We start from the raw sequence: 17,175 nt of genomic DNA, 5'->3' as shown, positions 1-17,175 counted from the left end.
CTAGATTCGCTCCCGGGCCCGGGGCCGGGCCCCGGTCAGAGAGTCGCGGCCAGCCGGGTGCCCTGGTCGATGGCGCGTTTCGCGTCCAGTTCGGCCGCGACGTCCGCGCCGCCGATGAGATGGACGGACTTCCCGGCCGCGCGCAGCCGCTCGTACAGTCCGCGCCGCGGCTCCTGTCCCGCGCACAGCACGACCGTGTCCACCGGCAGCACCGTGGAGCCGCCGTCGACGGTGAGATGCAGCCCCGCGTCGTCGATCCGGTCGTAGGTGACCCCGGCGACCATGGTCACACCGCGGTGCTTCAGCTCGGTGCGATGAATCCATCCGGTGGTCTTGCCGAGCCCGGCGCCGACCTTGTCCGTTCCGCGCTGGAGCAGATGGACGGTACGGGGCGGCTTCGGGCGCTCGGGCGCGCGCAGCCCGCCGGGGGAGTGGTAGCCGGTGTCGACACCCCAGTGGCGGAAGTACGTCTCCGGGTCGAGGCTCGCCCCCTCGCCGCCGTCCGTGAGGAACTCCGCGACATCGAAGCCGATTCCGCCGGCGCCGATGATCGCGACGCGCTCGCCGACCCGCGCCGCGCCGCGCAGGACGTCGAGATAGCTGACCACGCTCGGATGGTCCACCCCGGGGATCTCGGGGGTGCGGGGGATCACGCCGGTCGCCACGACGATCTCGTCGTAACCGGCGTCCGCCAACTCCTCGGCCGTGACACGGGTGTTGAGGCGGAGCTCCACCTCGTACCGGGAAAGCCGGTTACGGAAGTAGCGCAGCGTCTCGTCGAACTCCTCCTTGCCGGGCACCCGTTTGGCGAGGTTGAGCTGTCCGCCGATCTCGCCGGCCGCGTCGTACAGCGTCACCTCGTGTCCCCGCTCGGCCGCGGAGACGGCGAGCGCGAGTCCGGCGGGACCGGCCCCGACCACGCCGACGCGCTTGCGGCGCCGGGTGGGGGAGAGCAGCAGCTCGGTCTCGTGACAGGCCCGCGGATTGACCAGACAGGAGGTGATCCGTCCGCTGAAGGTGTGGTCGAGACACGCCTGATTGCAGCCGATACAGGTGTTGATGGCGTCGGCGTGCCCCTCCCGTGCCTTGGCCACGAAGTCGGGGTCCGCGAGGAACGGACGCGCGAGCGAGACCATGTCGGCGCGGCCTTCGGCGAGCAACCGCTCGGCCACCTCAGGGGTGTTGATGCGATTGCTGGTGATCAGCGGCACGGACACCGAGCCCATCAGCTTCTGCGTCACCCAGGAGTACGCGCCGCGCGGCACCGAGGTCGCGATGGTGGGGATTCGGGCCTCGTGCCAGCCGATCCCGGTGTTGATGAGGGTCGCGCCGGCCGCCTCGACGGCCTGGGCGAGGGTGATGACCTCGTCCAGTGAGGAGCCGCCCGGTATCAGATCGAGCGTCGACAGCCGGTAGATCAGGATGAACTCGGGGCCGACGCGCTCCCGGATACGGCGCACGATCTCCAGCGGGAAGCGCATCCGGTTCTCGTACGAGCCGCCCCACCGGTCAGCGCGCCGGTTGGTCACGCCCGCGATGAACTCATTGATCAGATAGCCCTCGGAGCCCATCACCTCGACGCCGTCGTACCCCGCGGAGCGTGCCAGTTCCGCCGCCCGTACGAAGTCCTCGACGGTCTCCTCGACCTCGGCGTCCGTAAGGGCGTGCGGGACGTGCCGGCTGATGGGGGCCTTGAGCGCGCTGGGCGCCACCAGGTCCTGGTGATAGGCGTACCGCCCGAAGTGCAGGATCTGCAGGGCGATCCGGCCGCCCGCCGCGTGCACCGCGTCGGTGACCTGCCGGTGCCGGCCGGCCTCGGCCTCCGTCGTCAGCTTGGCCCCGCCCTCGTACGGCCTGCCCCGCTCATTGGGCGCGATGCCGCCGGTCACCATGAGGCCGGCCCCGCCGCGCGCACGCGCGGCGTAGAACGCGGCCATCCGGGCGAAGCCGTTCTCCGCCTCCTCCAGCCCGATGTGCATCGACCCCATCAGCACCCGGTTGGGCAGGGTGACGAAGCCCAGGTCGAGCGGGCTGAGCAGATGGGGGTACGGGGACATGAGGGCGGCTCCTTGGGTGAGGTCTCGCCCACGTTGTAGCCCGCCCCACACTTCTTGTGCAACTAGTTGCACAAGAAGTGTGGGGCGAATCTCCTCGCGTACCGCCGCGCCCCCGCGACGTCAGGCCTTGCGGTACTGGTACGCCTCCGCCGCGGCGGCCTCCACCGCGTCGAGCGTCCCGCCCGCGGAAGCGGTGACCATCGCCGCCACCGCGCCCTCCACGAACGGGGCGTCCACCAGCCGCGCCCCGTCCGGCAGCTCGTCGCCCTCGGCGAGCAGCGCCTTCACTGTCAGTACGGCGCTGCCGAGGTCCACCAGGATCGCCACGCCCGCGCCCCGGTCCACCTGCGCCGCCGCGGCCGCGATCAGCTCGGAACTGGTGCCGAGCCCGCCGTCCGGCGTACCCCCGGCGGCCGCCACCGGCGCGGTCACGCCGCCGCCCGCCAGCCCCTGGGCCAACTCGGCGACGGCCCTGGCGACCGGCCCGCTGTGCGACACCAGCACGATGCCGACCGGCCTCTCCATGCTCATGCGGTTCCCTCCGCGGTGTCGGCGAGGGCGGTGATCAGCAGAGCGGAGGAGGTGGCGCCGGGATCCTGGTGCCCGATGCTCCGCTCGCCGAGATAGCTCGCCCTGCCCTTGCGTGCCTGTAGCGGGACGGTCGCCAGGGCGCCCTTCTCGCCCGCCTCGGCGGCGGCGGTGAACGACGTACCGAGAGCCTCGACCGCCGGCTCCAGCGAGTCGATCATCGTCTTGTCCCCGGCCTTCGCCCCGCCCAGCTGGGCCACCGCCGCCACCCCCGTACGCAGCGCCTCGGCCAGCTGAGCGGGCGTGACCTCGGGGGAGTCGCCGAGCGCCTTGCCCGTCCGCCGCAGCAGCGTCCCGTACAGCGGCCCCGACGCGCCGCCCACCGTGGAGATCAGCTGGCGTCCCGCCAGAATGAGTACGGCGCCCGGGCCGGCCGGGTTCTCCTTCTCCAGCACGGCGATGACGGCCCGGAAACCGCGCTGCAGATTGCTGCCGTGGTCGGCGTCGCCGATGGCCGAGTCCAGCTCGGTGAGCCGGCCGGCCTCACGCTCGACAGCGGCCGCCGCGGCCGTCAGCCAGCGGCGGAAGAAGTCGGTGTCGAGCATCCGTTCGGGATTCTGATCGGGCACGTGATCTCCTCGCGACATGGATCGTTCCCTGCGGTTCCTGCCGTCCGTGCAGTCCCTGCCGGCCCTGTATTCCTGCCGTCCCTGTTCCTGCCGTGCCAGTTTTTCCTGTCGTGCTCAGCGGCCCCAGCGGAGCGCGGCGGTCTCCACCGGCGCGTCCCACAGCCGCAGCAACTCCTCGTCGACCTGGCAGAGGGTCACCGAGCAGCCGGCCATGTCGAGCGAGGTCACATAGTTGCCGACGAGCGTACGGGCGACCACCACACCGCGCTCGCCCAGCACCCGCTGCACCTCGGCGTTGAATCCGTAGAGCTCCAGCAGGGGAGTGCCTCCCATGCCGTTCACCAGCGCGATCACCGGGCCCGACGGCCGCAGATCCTCCAGTACCGCGTTCACGGCGAAGTCGGCGATCTCGTGCGAGGTCATCATCGCGCGGCGCTCGCGTCCCGGCTCGCCGTGGATGCCGATGCCCAGCTCCAGCTCGCCCTCGGGCAGATCAAAGGTGGGACTGCCCTTGGCGGGCGTGGTGACGGCGCTCAGGGCGACACCGAAGCTGCGCGAGCTCTCGTTCACCCGCCGGCCGATCGCCTCCACCCGCTCCAGCGGCGCCCCCTCCTCGGCCGCCGCGCCCGCCAGCTTCTCGACGAACAGCGTCCCGCCCGTGCCGCGCCGCCCGGCGGTGAACAGACTGTCGGTCACCGCCACATCGTCATTGACCAGCACCTTCGCGATCTGAATGCCCTCGTCCTCGGCCAGCTCCGCGGCCATGTCGAAGTTCAGGACGTCGCCGGTGTAGTTCTTCACGATGAACAGCACCCCGGCCCCGCTGTCGACCGCGGCCGCGGCCCGCACCATCTGGTCGGGCACCGGGGAGGTGAACACCTCACCGGGACAGGCGGCGGACAGCATCCCGGGCCCGACGAACCCCCCGTGCAACGGCTCGTGCCCCGACCCGCCCCCGGAGACCAGCCCGACCTTCCCGGCGACGGGCGCGTCGCCCCGTACCACCACACGGTTGGCCACGTCGACGGAGAGCTCGGGGTGCGCCGCGGCCATCCCCCGCAGGGCATCCGCGACCACGGTCTCCGGCACGTTGATCAACATCTTCACGGTTGCCTCCTGGGCGTGCTGTCCTGACGCATGGTCTGCTCCCCGAAGGGTCGGGTGCCGGGGCGGCGTTCTGTCCTCAGACTCAGTATCGATCGAACCCGGTCGAACGGCACGGCCTGTGACACGGGCGCTTGTCCATCGAATGGGCGTACGCCCGCTCGCCCGGAGGGCGACACTCCCCGGCGTACAGGCCGGATCGTCCGGGATCAGTGCGATCGAAGACGAGTGGGCGGCCGACCTGCCGGTGCGGATCGCGGCCCGGCTGCGGGTCGAACCGACCGACGTGCTCGATCGCGTGCAGGCCCGCCGGCTGGACCGGTGTGAGCAGATCGCGCTCATTGCCGCTCGGGAAGCATGGGCCGACGCGGGGCGGCCGGAGGTTGAGCCGGAACGCCTGGCCGTGGTCATCGGCACGGGCACGGGCGGGGCGCTGAGCCTGCTCGGTCAGGACGACATCCTGGAATCCTCAGGAGTACGACGGGTCTCCCCGCACACCATTCCCATGCTGATGGCCAACGGACCCGCGGCATGGGTCAGCATCGAACTCGGTGCCCGGGGAGGGGCCCACACTCCTGTCAGCGCATGCGCCTCCGGCGCTGAGGCAATCGCGATGGGCCTGGACCTGATCCGCCTCGGCCGGGCCGACGTGGTCGTCGCCGGCGGCACCGAGGCATGCATCCATCCCCTGCCGCTGGCCGGCTTCGCCCAGGCCAAGGCCCACTCCACACGCAACGACGCACCGCAGGAGGCCTCCAGGCCGTTCGACACCGGCCGGGACGGATTCGTCATCGGAGAAGGGGCCGCCCTGGTGGTTCTGGAGCGGGCTGATTTCGCCGCCGCCCGCGCCGCCCGCGTGCACGCCGTGCTGGCCGGTGCCGGCGTCACCTCCGACGCGCACCACATCACCGCCGCCCACCAGGAGGGGCAGATCCGTGCCATGCGTCTCGCGCTGGCATCTGCTGGACTGGACCCGCTCGAGGTGGGGCACGTGCACGCCCACGCGACCTCCACTCCCAAGGGCGACCTCACCGAAGCCGAGTCGATCGTCGCCGCCATCGGTACGCACCCGGCCGTCACCGCGACCAAGTCGATGACCGGCCACCTCTTCGGTGCGGCCGGCGCGATCGGCGCCATCGCCGCGATCCTCGCCCTCCGCGATCAGGTCATTCCCGCCACCCAGAACCTCAACGACCTCGACCCGCAGGTGAAGCTCGACATCGTCGCGGGACGGCCACGACGTGGCGCACTCACGGCGGCGCTGACCAACTCCTTCGGCTTCGGAGGCCACAACGCCTCCCTCGCGTTCACCCCCGCGCCCTGAGACCGGGACCGTCCGGCGGATCACGCCGTAACGCTCGGCGTTTCCTCGCCTTCGACGAGGGACGTCAGGCCGTCGAGGAGTGCCGTGAGGCCGGATTCGAAGAGCGCGTCGAGACGCAGGTCATACCCGTCGCTGCCGAAGGCTCCGACCACCTTGGTGAAGGTGGGGAAGCGGCCGGATTCCACCAGTTCCTGTACGGCGGATGCCCGGCTGTCCATCCACTGGTCCTCCGACTGCCCGGTGGAGGCTTCGGCCTGCGCTTCCCATTCCAGGTGCACCGCCAGGCCCTGGACATGGCTGTAGATCAGTACGTGGATGTCGAACAAGGTGGTGGGATCGAGGCCGTGACCGTCGAGGGCACTCAGCACCCGTTCGCCGTGGACCATCAGACTGGGCACGAGCAACGGGCGGGTGAGTGAACCGAGCTGGGCCAGCCACGGGTGCCTGCGGTACAGGGTCCAGAGGGTCCGGGCGACCAGCTCGACACGGGAGCGCCACCCTTCGGGCACATCGGCGGGGTAGGTCTCGTCACCGAACGCGGCGTCAGCCATGAGCAGGACGAGGTCGTCCTTGCTGGGGACGTACCGGTAGGGCGACATGGCGGCGACGCCGAGCCGGGCCGCGACGCCGCGCATGGAGAGCGCTGACAGCCCTTCGGCATCGGCGATGTCGATGGCTGTGCGGACGATCCGGTCCAGTGTCAGCTCCTGCTCGGAGGGCGGGGCAGGTGGCGCGTGCCTGCGGGGCTGCGAGACGGGAGCGGTTCCGGCAACGACCGTGCCGGTCCGGGGGCGGGTCTCGACCAGTCCATCGAGGCGCAGGGTGGTCAGGGCCTTGGTGGCGGTGGCGAGCGCGACGCCCCATTCCCTGGCGATCCGGCGGGTCGAGGGAACCCGGTCTCCGGGGCCCAGTTCCCCGTCCATGATGCGCCGGCGGATCTCGGCGACGATGCGCAGATAGGGGGGTTGGCCGGATGCGCCTGTGGGCTTCGTCACGTTCTGCCGCCTTCCTGTTCTGTACTAGGGCAGAGGCTATCAGCGAGGGCGTCGAACGACGGCCAACTGTCCTAGTACAGGACGCTCAGTTGGCCGGTTGAAGGCGCTGCGCGTACGCCGTACGTTCAGGATGCGTACAGCGTATTGGAGGAGCTTCCCATGCAGACCGTTCTTATCTCCGGCGGCGGAATCGCCGGCCCCGTACTCGCCTACTGGCTTCACCGCCACGGCTTCCGGGCCACCGTCGTCGAACGCGCCCCGGGTCCGCGCCCCGGCGGCCAGGCCGTGGACGTCCGCGGCGTCGCGCTCGACGTCGTCGAGCGGATGGGCCTGCTGGAACAGGCGCGACGCGTGCGCACCCGGATGCGTGGCATGTCGATCCTCGATCCCGAAGGCCACGAGATCGATCGCTCCACCGAGGCGACCTTCAGCAGCGGCCGACTCGACAGCGACGACATCGAGCTGCTGCGCGAGGACCTGGTGCGGATGGTGTACGAACACACGCGCACAGACGTCGAGTACCTCTTCGGCAACAGCGTCACCGCGCTCGACGAAGACGAGACCGGCGCGCACGTCGACTTCACCCACGGGGCGTCCCGCACCTTCGACCTGGTGATCGCAGCCGACGGTCTGCACTCGGCCGTTCGGCGCCTGGCCTTCGGCCCCGAGGAAGGCTTCACCCAGCACCTGGGCAGCTACCTCTCCGTGTTCAGCGCGGACAACTTCCTCGCACTGGACCACTGGCAGATGTGGCTACGTGACGGCGTCGCGGGATTCGGCATCATGCCCGTCCGCGACAACACGGAGCTCAGGATCGCCTTCGGCTTCCAGTCCGCGCCGCTTGCTCATGACCTCCGCGGCACCACTGCGCTTCGGCGCCTCGTCGCGGACAAGCTCGCCTCCCTGAGGTGGGAAGGGCCTCGCCTGGCCAAGGCCGCCCTGGACGCGCCGGACTTCTACTGCGATGCCATGGCCCAGATCCGGATGGACCACTGGTCGCGGGGCAGGGTGGCCCTGCTCGGAGACGCCGGCTACTGCCCCTCCCCACTCTCGGGGCAGGGCACCAGCCTCGCCCTCGTCGGCTCCTACGTGCTGGCCGACTGCCTCGCCCAGGCACCCGGCGATCACCACGCCGCGTTCTCCCACTACGAGCAGCGAATGCGCCCCTTCGTGAGCCTCAACCAGGCCCTGGCCATGGAAAATCCGGGCGGACCCGCCTCCGAGGCATCCGTCGCGTACGCCAAGAACGCACTCTCGCTGGACAGCTGACCTCCTGCTCCCACGAGCACGTCACGATGCGGCCCGCTCGTCCGTCGGGCGGCGGCGGAGCCTTGTGTCCGTCAGGGAGGGGGGCTGCCATGCGCCGTCCGGGTGGTAGAGGTTCGTGCTGGGCGGGACGATCTCGTCGATGCGGTCGAGGGCCGAGTCGTCCAGGACCACCGGCGCACCCTTCAGGAGGGCCTGCCACTGTTCCGCCGTGCGGGGGCCGATGATTACGGAGGTGACGGCCGGGTGAGCGAGCGGGAAGGCGACCGCCAGCTCCGGGAGGGTGCAGCCGATGTCCGCAGCCAGTTCGGCGAGCTTGTCGGCGGCCTCCAGCTTGGTGATGTTCTCCGGGATGGACGGGTCGAAGCGGGCGGGGTTCAACTGCGCCCGCCCGGAGGTGAGATCGACTGGTCGCCCCGCCCGGTAGCGGCCGCTCAGGAAGCCGGAGGCGAGCGGGCTCCACGTCAGCACCCCCATGCCGTACCGCCGAGCCGTCGGCAGTACCGACACCTCAACACCGCGCGCGAGGATCGAGTACGGGGGCTGCTCGGTCCGGAAGCGCTGGAGGCCGCGTCGCTCCGCCACGTGGTGCGCCTCCGCGATCTCCTCGGCGGGGAACGTCGACGACCCGAACGCCCGGATCTTGCCCGCCTGCACAAGGTCGCCGAGGACCCCGAGTGTCTCCTCGATGTCCGTGGTGTGATCCGGGCGGTGCACCTGGTAGAGGTCGATCCAGTCGGTATCGAGCCGCCGCAGGCTCGCCTCCACGGCCCGGGTGATCCAGCGGCGGGAGTTCCCGCTCCGGTTCCTTCCCTCGCCCATCTGGAAGTGGACCTTCGTCGCGAGGACGGTCTCATCCCGCCGGCCGGACGCCCGCAGCGCCTTTCCGACGATGACCTCGGATTCACCGGCCGAGTACATGTCCGCCGTGTCGACGAAGTTGACGCCCGCGTCCATGGCGGCGTGGAGGATCCGGGCGCAGTCCTCGTGGTCGGGGTTGCCGACCGCGCCGAACATCATCGTGCCCAGGCAGTACGTGCTCACTTCGATGCCGGTGCGGCCGAGTGTGCGGTAACGCATGGTTGTGCTCCCTCGCTGTCGGGCTGTGCACGGTTCAGCACTGAGGAAGACCGTGGTGCGGCGCACCCTAGGAGCTGGAGTGCGCTCTATGGCAAGAGAGTTGGACCCGGTCATGCGCTTACCAGCACGGCCGTTCGGCCCTGCTCGATCTCGATTCGAGTGCCGGGCAGCGCCCACAGCAGCTGCCCGATGCCGCGCTGGTTGTTCCGAAGACGACCTGCCGTTGACCGCCGTTGGCGCGCTGGGGGCGTGGGCAGGTGAGGGCAATGACCCCTTTGGTACTCCGCGCGCCCTCCCAAAGATCACGGGCCCCGGAAAGGATGAGCGGACCGCACGTGATCCAGGCGACTCCGCATACCTGCCCTTGGGCAGGTGGACATGCGGTGGAAGGAATCCGCGTTGTTGCTTCTCATCTCTCCTGACAGTGTCGAAGAGGCCCTCGACTGCGTGAAGGCGGCGGAACACCTCGACATCGTCGATGTCAAAAGGCCCGACGAGGGCTCGCTCGGGGCGAACTTCCCCTGGGTCATCAAGGAGATCCGTGACGCGGTCCCGGCGGACAAGCCGGTGTCCGCCACCGTGGGAGACGTACCGTACAAGCCCGGCACGGTGGCCCAGGCGGCGCTCGGCGCAGCTGTCTCCGGAGCCACCTATATCAAGGTCGGCCTCTACGGATGCACGACGCCCGAACAGGCCATCGATGTCATGCGAGGGGTCGTCCGGGCGGTGAAGGACTATCGGCCGGACGCGTTCGTCGTCGCCTCGGGTTACGCCGACGCCCACCGGATCGGCTGCGTCAACCCACTCTCGCTGCCTGATATCGCCCGCCGGTCCGGCTCCGACGCGGCCATGCTCGACACCGCGGTCAAGGACGGGACACGGTTGTTCGACCACGTTCCGCCCGACGTCTGCGCGGAGTTCGTCAGGCTGGCCCACGAGGCCGATCTGCTGGCCGCCCTCGCGGGCAGCGTCAAGGCGGGAGACCTCGGTGTGCTGACCCGCATCGGCACGGACATCGTGGGCGTACGGGGGGCGGTCTGCGAGGGAGGTGACCGCACGACGGGAAGGATTCAGCCGCAGTTGGTGGCCGCCTTCCGGGCGGAGATGGACCGGCATGCCCGGGACCATGCAGCTACTGTCGCCGCCGCGAGCTGACCGCCGGCATGCCGACCAGCCGGCCCGGTCGCGCGCCGGGGAACCGCGGTGAGTGCTTCGCCGTCCTCGATCCGGCAACGGGCGAGGCATTCGATGAGGCTCCCCACCAGCAGCCGGACGAGTTGGACGCCGTCGTCGAGCGGGCTCACGAGGCCTGGCTCAGCTGGCGGGCCGACTCCCTTGCCCGCTCCAAGGCGTTGCTCGCGGCTGCCGACGCCGTGGAGGCGGCCGGGGCCGACCTCGCTCCGCTACTCACCCGTGAACAGGGAAAACCCCTGGCCGAGTCGTACGCGGAGATCGCCCGTGCGGCGGCTCGCCTGCGCTACTTCGCCGAGCTGGACCCCGGGCCCCAGGAGATCACTGACGGTCGGCCGGTACGAAGCGAGGTCCGCTGGCGGCCGCTTGGGCCCGTCGCCGCGATCGTCCCGTGGAACTTCCCCCTCCAGCTCGCGTCGGCGAAGTTCGCGCCCGCGCTCGCCGCAGGTAACACGATGGTGCTCAAACCCTCCCCGTTCACGCCCCTCGCCACACGACTGCTGGGATCGGTCATCTCCACCGCCCTCCCCGAGGACGTACTGACGATCGTCACCGGTCACGAACCCCTCGGCGCCCGCCTCGCGTCCCACCCGGGGATCCGTCATGTGACCTTTACCGGTTCGATTCCCACCGGACGGGCCGTCGCGGAGGGCGCGGCGGCCTCGCTCGCCCGGGTCACCCTGGAACTGGGCGGTAACGACGCCGCCATCCTGCTGGACGACGTGGATGTGGAGCGGATCGCGGAGCGGCTGTTCTGGGCGGCGTTCCGCAACTGCGGGCAGGTCTGCATGGCGGTCAAGCGGGTCTATGCCCCGGCCCGGCTCTACTCGCAGGTGGTCGAGGCCCTCGCGCAACGCGCCAAGACGGTCGTCGTCGGAGCCGGGCTCGACCCGGGCTCGCAGCTGGGGCCGGTCAACAACGCCCCCCAACTGGCCAGAGTCGAGCGCTACACGGCCCAGGCCTTGGCAGACGGCGCCCGAGCCGCGGCCGGCGGCCACCGGCTGGACCGACCGGGCTACTTCTTCGCCCCGACCGTCCTGGCCGATGTCCCGCCGGCCAGTGCTGTAGTGACGGAGGAGCAGTTCGGGCCTGTCCTGCCGGTGCTGCCGTACAGGAGCCTCGACGAAGCCGTCGAGGCGGCCAACGACACCGGCTTCGGGCTGGGCGGCTCGGTATGGGGGACCGACCTCGACCGGGCCGAGGCGGTGGCCGACCGGCTGGAGTGCGGGACAGCGTGGATCAACCACCACGCGGAACTTTCCCTCGCCCAGCCCTTCGCGGGCATCAAGGAAAGCGGTGTCGGCGTCGCGGGCGGGCCGTGGGGACTCTACGGAAACCTCAGGCCGTTCGTCGTGCACCGTCCGGAGGAGGCGTGACGACGAGGTTCGGCGCGGCGGTACTGCGCTCGTACGAGAGCCGTTTCGCCCTGGAGGAGGTGATCCTGAACGCGGGACCGGCCGACGGCGAGATCCTGGTCAGGATCGCGGGCTGCGGGATGTGCCGGACCGATCTCGCGGTCCGTCGCTCGGCCGGCCGCTCACCGCTGCCGGCCGTGCTCGGCCACGAGGGGGCCGGGGTCGTGGTGGGGACGGGCGGTCCGGCCACCGGCCTGAGTATCGGCGACCACGTCGTGCTGAGCTTCGACTCCTGCGGACACTGCCGGAACTGCACGGGCGCGGCCCCCGCCTACTGTGACTCCTTCGCCTCGCTCAACCTCTTCGGAGGGCGCAAGGAGAACGCGGCACGGTTCACCGACGCGGCCGGGGGCGAACTGGCCCCCAGGTGGTTCGGCCAGTCCTCGTTCGCCGAGTACGCGATGGTCCCGGCCCGCAACGCCGTACGGGTCGATCCCTCACTGCCCATCGAACTGCTCGGACCGCTCGGCTGCGGTTTCCTCACCGGCGCCGGAGCAGTCCTCAATTCCTTCGGCATCGGCCCCGGCGACACCATCGCGGTCTTCGGCGCGGGAGCGGTGGGCCTGGCCGCGGTGATGGCGGCCACCGCCGCCGGGGCGGTGACCGTGGCCATCGACCGGCACCCGGAACGGCTGGCCCTCGCCGAGCGGCTGCGCGCGATCCCGCTGCACGCCGCGTCGGCCGGCCTGCCCGACCGCATTCAGCAACTGACCGACGGCGGCGCGCAGTACGCCTTGGACACCACGGGCTCAGCCCAGCTGATCAACGACGCGCTCAGGGCCCTGCGCCCGACCGGCCACCTCGGCCTGGTGGCACGGCTCCACACCGCGCTGCCGCTCGAACCGGGGGCCCTGGACCGGGGCCGGCGAATCTCCCACATCTGCGAGGGGGACGCGGTGCCGGGACTGCTGATTCCGCGGCTGACCGGGCTGTGGCAGGCCGGGCTGTTTCCTTTCGACCAGCTGATCCGTACGTACCCGCTCGCCGACATCAACGAGGCCGAACGAGACTGCGACGCGGGCCGCGTGGTCAAACCCGTCCTGATTCCGTAGGGGGACCGGGTCGCCCAGAGCTTCAGCATCGTGCGTTCACCGCCGATCCATCATCCGCATTTCTCGCTTCTCGTGGTCCCTAGTCGTACCAACGGAGGACGTATGGCCGGCACAGCGCATCGGAACACCAGTGCGGAAGGCGTAGAAGGGGGTATCGGTCTGACCGCTCTCATGGTCGCCGCGGCACGGGCGATCGAGACCCACCGCCACGACAGCCTGGCGCAGGACGTCTACGCAGAGCACTTCGTGCTCGCCGCACCGGCGTCCGCGGGCTGGCCGATCCACCTGGGACAGGTTCCGGACGGGGACGCGAACCCGCTGTGGGGACGTTTCGCGCGTTACTTCGGTCTGCGGACGCGGGTCCTGGACGATTTTCTGCTTCAGTCGGTGCACGTGGGGGGTGCCCGCCAAGTTGTCCTGCTCGGGGCGGGGTTGGATTCGCGGGCTTTCCGACTCGATTGGCCTCCCGGCTGCGTGATCTTCGAGATCGACCAGGAAGGCGTGCTGGCGTTCAAGCACAAGGTGCTCGGCGGACTGTCGGCCACCCCGAAGGCAGCGCGCGTACCGATCCCGATGGACTTGCGCGCCGACTGGGTCGGAGCACTGACCGACGCCGGCTTCGACACGGCCGCACCGAGCGTCTGGCTGGCCGAGGGGTTGCTGTTCTATCTGCCCATCACTGCCGAGACCTACCTCATCGACACGGTGGACCGGTTGAGTACGGGGGGAAGCGCTCTGGCGTTCGAGGTCAAGCTCGACAAGGACTTGCTGGAATACCGCGACAGCCCGCTCTACACCTCTACGAAACACCAGATCGGCATCGACCTGCTCAACCTGTTCGATGGAGAGCCGCGGCCCGACTCCGCAGGTGATCTGGGGAGCAAGGGCTGGTCCACAGCGGTCCACACCCCCTTCCACTTCACCCGTCGCCACGGACGCGGCCCACTGCCCGAGCAGAACGACGCGCTGGAGGGCAACCGCTGGGTGTTCGCGAACAAGCCCCAGCCGTGATGCTGCCGTCTCGGTGAGGCCCGGTGACAAGGCTGTAGCTTGGTGTGCGAGCCACCCGACGGGATCATGAGCTGCCGCCGTCCCGCGCCTGGGATGTCGGCCGTTCATGTGCCGCCCTGGGAGGGATCCTGTATGACCCGCGTACCGATCGTCCACGGCGTGTTCGGAAACGGGCCTTTCGCCGAGATCGGGGAGCCGGCTTTGGCCGTCGTCGACGATCGCTCGCGGATGGTCGCTGTGGGCGGGGACCTCGGGTCGGTTCAGTGGAGCGGCGGCGCGACTGCGGACTCTGGGTGGACGGGGCACCGTATAGGTGTCTACGAGCGGGACAGCCTGCGGTGCCGAAACCTGGTGCGGTCCTGGTACCCCGTACGATCCCTTGCCTTCCACCCCGTCCTTCCCCTGCTGGCTGTCGGCACGGGGAGTTACGACGGCGGCTACTCCTTCGAAGGCGAACTGCTGCTGATCCACCTGGACACCGGCAACGTGGTGTCCGCGTTGCAGCACCGGCGGGAGGTACTCAGCGTGGAATGGCGCAGCGAGACAGCACTACGTCTGGTCTTGGCGCCGTGCGACGACTGGGACAACCCGCACGCACACGAGCAGGGGCATGCCACTGTTGTCACTCGTGCGGACTGGGGCGCCGTCGGGCGGGGCGCGATCGGCTCTGAGGAACTGGCCGCCCCCGTGGAGCCGGCCGTCCGGCCGGATCGCCGCGCGCAGGCCCGCCGACTCCTTACGAATCTCGCGACCGCAGACGGTCGGCAGTGGTCCGTACGCCGACGGGTGTGGGCTGTCGAAGGGATGCAGGATGGTCGTGTGCTGGCCGCTCTGGACGGGGTCCTGGCGGAGTCGTGGCTGCCGTCAGGAGACCGGCCATGGGCGGTCGAGGATGAGGAAGGCGGCCGCCAACTGGTTCTGGGTTCCGACGGAACATCGGTCTGGGCCAACGCCGAACGTCGCGGTCGCCGGAAGCGAAGAGGCTGGGAGGTGTCCGTACCCAGGCTGGCCCGGATTGCCGTCGACACAGGGCAGGTACGGGAGACCCTGAGCCCGGGCGTGTCCGCGGTTCTCGTCGCGGGCGGCCGGGGGACGATCCTGAGGCCGTTGGACAGCCGCCGCAAGCGTCCCCAACGGCTGATGATGTTCGACCTCGACGGTCCGGTGGACGGTCCGGAGGTCGGCCACTTCGACGCCTTCAATCATCCGTTCGCGGTCCGTCGTGCCGGCCGTCCGTACGTCCTGGTAGGCACTGACCCGGACCAGCCGCACAAGGACAAGTGGGTCACTGCTCTGGGTGCCGACGGGACACTGCGGCGGCTCTTCCCCCACTCCTGGGTACCGGAGGAGCATCATTTCGGGGGGCCAGCAGTCGAAATCGGCCAGTCCCTGGTGTATGCCGGCGCCGTCCACGATGGGCACGGGCTCCAACCTGGTGGCGCTTACGTCGTAAGACGATCCCTGAACGGCGCGGTGCAGTGGCAGTACCGCACCGATCATCCTGCCACCGCCCTCGACGCCGACGGCGATGCCGTCTACGTGGCCGACAACTCCGGAGCCCTGACAGCACTGGAGGCTGACAACGGCTCGGTGCGATGGCACATCGAGCTGGAGGTCGACGGAGCACCGACCACCGCGCTGTCTCTCGCTGTAGCGCCCCAGGGGCACTTGCTCGTTGGGACCGTCGACGGCCGCATCCTGGAGTGCGAGGTTCGGCGTTGATCCGAAGGGCCGAGTGCGGTGCAGCATCCGCGCGTCGTCGTCACCAGGCACGGCGACACTGGGGTGGGTAGTTCGTCAGAAAGTGGTGATGGCTACGCCATCCGGGGCGGTGCCGGTGGTGACGGTGGCGATGACCAGGTTGGTGGCCGTGTCGATCACCGACACGGTGGTCGAGCCGTTGTTGGTGACGTAGGCGCGGGTGCCGTCAGGGGTGATCGCCACACCGACCGGGTTGGCGCCGACTGCAATCGGGGTGCCGATGACCAGGTTGGTGGCCGTGTTGATCACGGACACGTTGGCTGAGTTGAAGTTGGCGACATAAGCGCGGGTGCCGTTCGGGGTGATCGCCACACCACGCGGGTTGGTGCCGACAATGATGGGGATGCCGGTGACCAGGTTGGTGGCCGTGTTGATCACCGACACGTTGTTCGAGTTCTGGTTGGTGACGTAGGCGCGGGTGCCGTCCGGGGTGATTGCCACGCCGTACGGGCTGATGCCGACCGTGATGGCGGAGCCGATGACCAGGTTGGTGGCGGTGTTGATCACGGACACGTTGGCTGAGTTGAAGTTGGTGACGTAGGCGCGGGTGCCGTTCGGGGTGATCGCCACACCACTCGGGGTGATGCCGACCGTGATGGGGGAGCCGATGACGGCGTTGGTGGCTGTGTCGATCACCGACACGGTGTTCGAGCTTTGGTTGGTGAGGTAGACGCTGGTGCCGGCCGGGGTGACCGCCATCGCCTGCGGGCCGTGGCCGGCGCCCAGAGCGATGGTCTTGATGACGGTGCTGCTGCCCGTGTTGATCACCGACACGCTGTTCGAGGCGAAGTTGGCGACGTAGGCGGTGGTGCCGCTCGGGGTGATCGCCACCCCCTGCGGGCTGGTGCCGACGATGATGGGGGTGCCGATGACCACATTGGTGAGGGTGTTGATCACCGACACGTTGTTCGAGTTCTGGTTGGTGATGTAGGCGCGTTGCAGGGTGTAGGTGTATCCGCCGGAGACGGTTGTGGTTCCGGCGGTGGTGGTGACTTGGACGACGACATTGCCGGCGGCATGGGCGGGGGTGGTGCCGGTGAGGACGGTTCCCGCGGCGTTGACGGTGACGGGGGTGACGGCCGTCCCGCCGAACGTGACAGTGGCGCCGGTGAGGTTGGTCCCGGTCAGGGTGAAAGCGGTGCCGCCCGCGGTGGAGCCGGAGGTGGGGGCGAGTGAACTCACCGTGGGTGCTGTCGCGTTGACGGTCTGGGTGTCGGTTCCGGTCGAGGACGTGAAGTTCGTGTCGCCGCTGTAGACCGCTGTGATCGTGTGGCTGCCGGCCGCGAGCGCGCTGGTCGTGACCGTGGCCATGCCGCTGGCGTTGAGGGCGCCGGTCAGGGTGTCACCGCCGGTCCCGCTGATGGTGAACGTGACGGAGCCGGTGGGGATGCCCGCGCCGGGCGAAACCGCCGCGACCGTGGCGCTGAGGGTCACTGTCTGCCCGAAGGTGGACGGGTCGGGCGCCGAGGTGGACGTTGTGGTGGTCGTGGACTGGTTGACGGTCTGGGTGTCGGTTCCGGTCGAGGACGTGAAGTTCGTGTCGCCGCCGTAGACCGCTGTGATCGTGTGGCTGCCGGCCGCGAGCGCGCTGGTTGTGACCGTGGCCATGCCGCTGGCGTTGAGGGTGCCGGTCAGGGTGTCGCCGCCGGTCCCGCTGATGGTGAATGTGACGGAGCCGGTGGGGATGCCCGCGCCGGGCGAAACCGCCGCGACCGTGGCGCTGAGGGTCACTGTCTGCCCGAAGGTGGACGGGTCGGGCGCC

At 69.9% G+C, this 17,175-nt stretch carries 14 protein-coding genes; 7 read left to right on the top strand and 7 right to left on the bottom strand.

The window, feature by feature from the left end:
- Positions 1 to 35: 35 nt before the first annotated feature.
- From ACZ6MZ_RS12360 to dhaK, 4 genes are all read right to left on the bottom strand, one after another.
- Positions 36 to 2,057 (bottom strand): NADPH-dependent 2,4-dienoyl-CoA reductase, encoded by a 2,022-nt coding sequence (locus ACZ6MZ_RS12360; RefSeq protein ID WP_469351452.1) that lies wholly within the window; start codon positions 2,055 to 2,057, stop codon positions 36 to 38.
- 120 nt (positions 2,058 to 2,177) lie between these two features.
- Positions 2,178 to 2,588: a PTS-dependent dihydroxyacetone kinase phosphotransferase subunit DhaM gene (locus ACZ6MZ_RS12355; protein ID WP_389790734.1), complete on the bottom strand. Its 411-nt coding sequence runs from the start codon at positions 2,586 to 2,588 to the stop codon at positions 2,178 to 2,180.
- Positions 2,585 to 3,190: a dihydroxyacetone kinase subunit DhaL gene (gene dhaL / locus ACZ6MZ_RS12350; RefSeq protein ID WP_389790751.1), complete on the bottom strand. Its 606-nt coding sequence runs from the start codon at positions 3,188 to 3,190 to the stop codon at positions 2,585 to 2,587. Before dhaL ends, ACZ6MZ_RS12355 begins: the two co-directional genes overlap by 4 nt.
- 138 nt (positions 3,191 to 3,328) lie before the next feature.
- The gene (gene dhaK / locus ACZ6MZ_RS12345) at positions 3,329 to 4,321 is read right to left on the bottom strand and encodes a dihydroxyacetone kinase subunit DhaK (protein WP_384334746.1); all 993 of its coding nucleotides are present in this window, start codon (positions 4,319 to 4,321) and stop codon (positions 3,329 to 3,331) included.
- A gap of 142 nt (positions 4,322 to 4,463) precedes the next feature.
- Between dhaK and ACZ6MZ_RS12340 the strand changes: the two genes are divergently transcribed.
- A complete protein-coding gene (locus ACZ6MZ_RS12340; protein ID WP_469351449.1) occupies positions 4,464 to 5,642 on the top strand; it encodes a beta-ketoacyl-[acyl-carrier-protein] synthase family protein in 1,179 nt (392 codons plus the stop codon).
- Between the two features lie 20 nt (positions 5,643 to 5,662).
- Here ACZ6MZ_RS12340 and ACZ6MZ_RS12335 read toward each other — a convergent pair whose 3' ends face one another.
- The gene (locus ACZ6MZ_RS12335) at positions 5,663 to 6,637 is read right to left on the bottom strand and encodes a TetR/AcrR family transcriptional regulator C-terminal domain-containing protein (RefSeq protein ID WP_469351448.1); all 975 of its coding nucleotides are present in this window, start codon (positions 6,635 to 6,637) and stop codon (positions 5,663 to 5,665) included.
- A gap of 159 nt (positions 6,638 to 6,796) precedes the next feature.
- Here ACZ6MZ_RS12335 and ACZ6MZ_RS12330 point away from each other — a divergent pair, with 159 nt between their 5' ends.
- The gene (locus ACZ6MZ_RS12330; RefSeq protein WP_469351446.1) at positions 6,797 to 7,906 is read left to right on the top strand and encodes an FAD-dependent monooxygenase; all 1,110 of its coding nucleotides are present in this window, start codon (positions 6,797 to 6,799) and stop codon (positions 7,904 to 7,906) included.
- A 21-nt stretch (positions 7,907 to 7,927) separates the two neighbouring features.
- Here the strand turns inward: ACZ6MZ_RS12330 and ACZ6MZ_RS12325 are convergent, their stop codons facing one another.
- Positions 7,928 to 8,983: an aldo/keto reductase gene (locus tag ACZ6MZ_RS12325; RefSeq protein ID WP_384185661.1), complete on the bottom strand. Its 1,056-nt coding sequence runs from the start codon at positions 8,981 to 8,983 to the stop codon at positions 7,928 to 7,930.
- A 399-nt stretch (positions 8,984 to 9,382) separates the two neighbouring features.
- Between ACZ6MZ_RS12325 and ACZ6MZ_RS12320 the strand changes: the two genes are divergently transcribed.
- The 5 genes from ACZ6MZ_RS12320 to ACZ6MZ_RS12300 all read left to right on the top strand — a co-directional run bounded on the left by ACZ6MZ_RS12320 (position 9,383) and on the right by ACZ6MZ_RS12300 (position 15,374).
- Positions 9,383 to 10,138, top strand: a complete 756-nt coding sequence (locus ACZ6MZ_RS12320; RefSeq protein WP_469351444.1) for a (5-formylfuran-3-yl)methyl phosphate synthase — start codon at positions 9,383 to 9,385, stop codon at positions 10,136 to 10,138.
- Positions 10,139 to 10,146: 8 nt separating this feature from the next.
- Positions 10,147 to 11,550 (top strand): aldehyde dehydrogenase family protein, encoded by a 1,404-nt coding sequence (locus ACZ6MZ_RS12315; RefSeq protein WP_469351442.1) that lies wholly within the window; start codon positions 10,147 to 10,149, stop codon positions 11,548 to 11,550.
- Positions 11,547 to 12,641 (top strand): NAD(P)-dependent alcohol dehydrogenase, encoded by a 1,095-nt coding sequence (locus ACZ6MZ_RS12310; protein ID WP_386878106.1) that lies wholly within the window; start codon positions 11,547 to 11,549, stop codon positions 12,639 to 12,641. The genes ACZ6MZ_RS12315 and ACZ6MZ_RS12310 overlap by 4 nt, the downstream gene beginning before the upstream one ends.
- Positions 12,642 to 12,743: 102 nt before the next feature.
- Positions 12,744 to 13,652, top strand: a complete 909-nt coding sequence (locus tag ACZ6MZ_RS12305; protein WP_469351441.1) for a class I SAM-dependent methyltransferase — start codon at positions 12,744 to 12,746, stop codon at positions 13,650 to 13,652.
- 132 nt (positions 13,653 to 13,784) lie between these two features.
- The gene (locus tag ACZ6MZ_RS12300) at positions 13,785 to 15,374 is read left to right on the top strand and encodes a PQQ-binding-like beta-propeller repeat protein (protein WP_469351440.1); all 1,590 of its coding nucleotides are present in this window, start codon (positions 13,785 to 13,787) and stop codon (positions 15,372 to 15,374) included.
- A 75-nt stretch (positions 15,375 to 15,449) separates the two neighbouring features.
- Here the strand turns inward: ACZ6MZ_RS12300 and ACZ6MZ_RS12295 are convergent.
- Positions 15,450 to 17,175 (bottom strand): Ig-like domain repeat protein (locus tag ACZ6MZ_RS12295; RefSeq protein ID WP_469351439.1); only part of this gene is annotated, 1,726 nt, incomplete at its 5' end.

It is taken from the genome of Streptomyces sp. NPDC042201 (assembly GCF_055582185.1).
Note: the sequence above shows the minus strand (reverse complement) of the source record. Positions and strands in the feature narration are given on the sequence as shown.

What these genes read in the sequence shown, in the direction of transcription:
- ACZ6MZ_RS12315 (WP_469351442.1), top strand. Translation starts at nt 10,147, where the DNA reads ATGCCGACCAGCCGGCCCGGTCGCGCGCCGGGGAACCGCGGTGAGTGC.
- dhaL (WP_389790751.1), bottom strand. Translation starts at nt 3,190, where the DNA reads ATGCTCGACACCGACTTCTTCCGCCGCTGGCTGACGGCCGCGGCGGCC.
- ACZ6MZ_RS12325 (WP_384185661.1), bottom strand. Translation starts at nt 8,983, where the DNA reads ATGCGTTACCGCACACTCGGCCGCACCGGCATCGAAGTGAGCACGTAC.
- ACZ6MZ_RS12355 (WP_389790734.1), bottom strand. Translation starts at nt 2,588, where the DNA reads ATGAGCATGGAGAGGCCGGTCGGCATCGTGCTGGTGTCGCACAGCGGG.
- ACZ6MZ_RS12305 (WP_469351441.1), top strand. Translation starts at nt 12,744, where the DNA reads ATGGCCGGCACAGCGCATCGGAACACCAGTGCGGAAGGCGTAGAAGGG.
- ACZ6MZ_RS12300 (WP_469351440.1), top strand. Translation starts at nt 13,785, where the DNA reads ATGACCCGCGTACCGATCGTCCACGGCGTGTTCGGAAACGGGCCTTTC.
- ACZ6MZ_RS12360 (WP_469351452.1), bottom strand. Translation starts at nt 2,057, where the DNA reads ATGTCCCCGTACCCCCATCTGCTCAGCCCGCTCGACCTGGGCTTCGTC.
- ACZ6MZ_RS12330 (WP_469351446.1), top strand. Translation starts at nt 6,797, where the DNA reads ATGCAGACCGTTCTTATCTCCGGCGGCGGAATCGCCGGCCCCGTACTC.
- ACZ6MZ_RS12340 (WP_469351449.1), top strand. Translation starts at nt 4,464, where the DNA reads ATGGGCGTACGCCCGCTCGCCCGGAGGGCGACACTCCCCGGCGTACAG.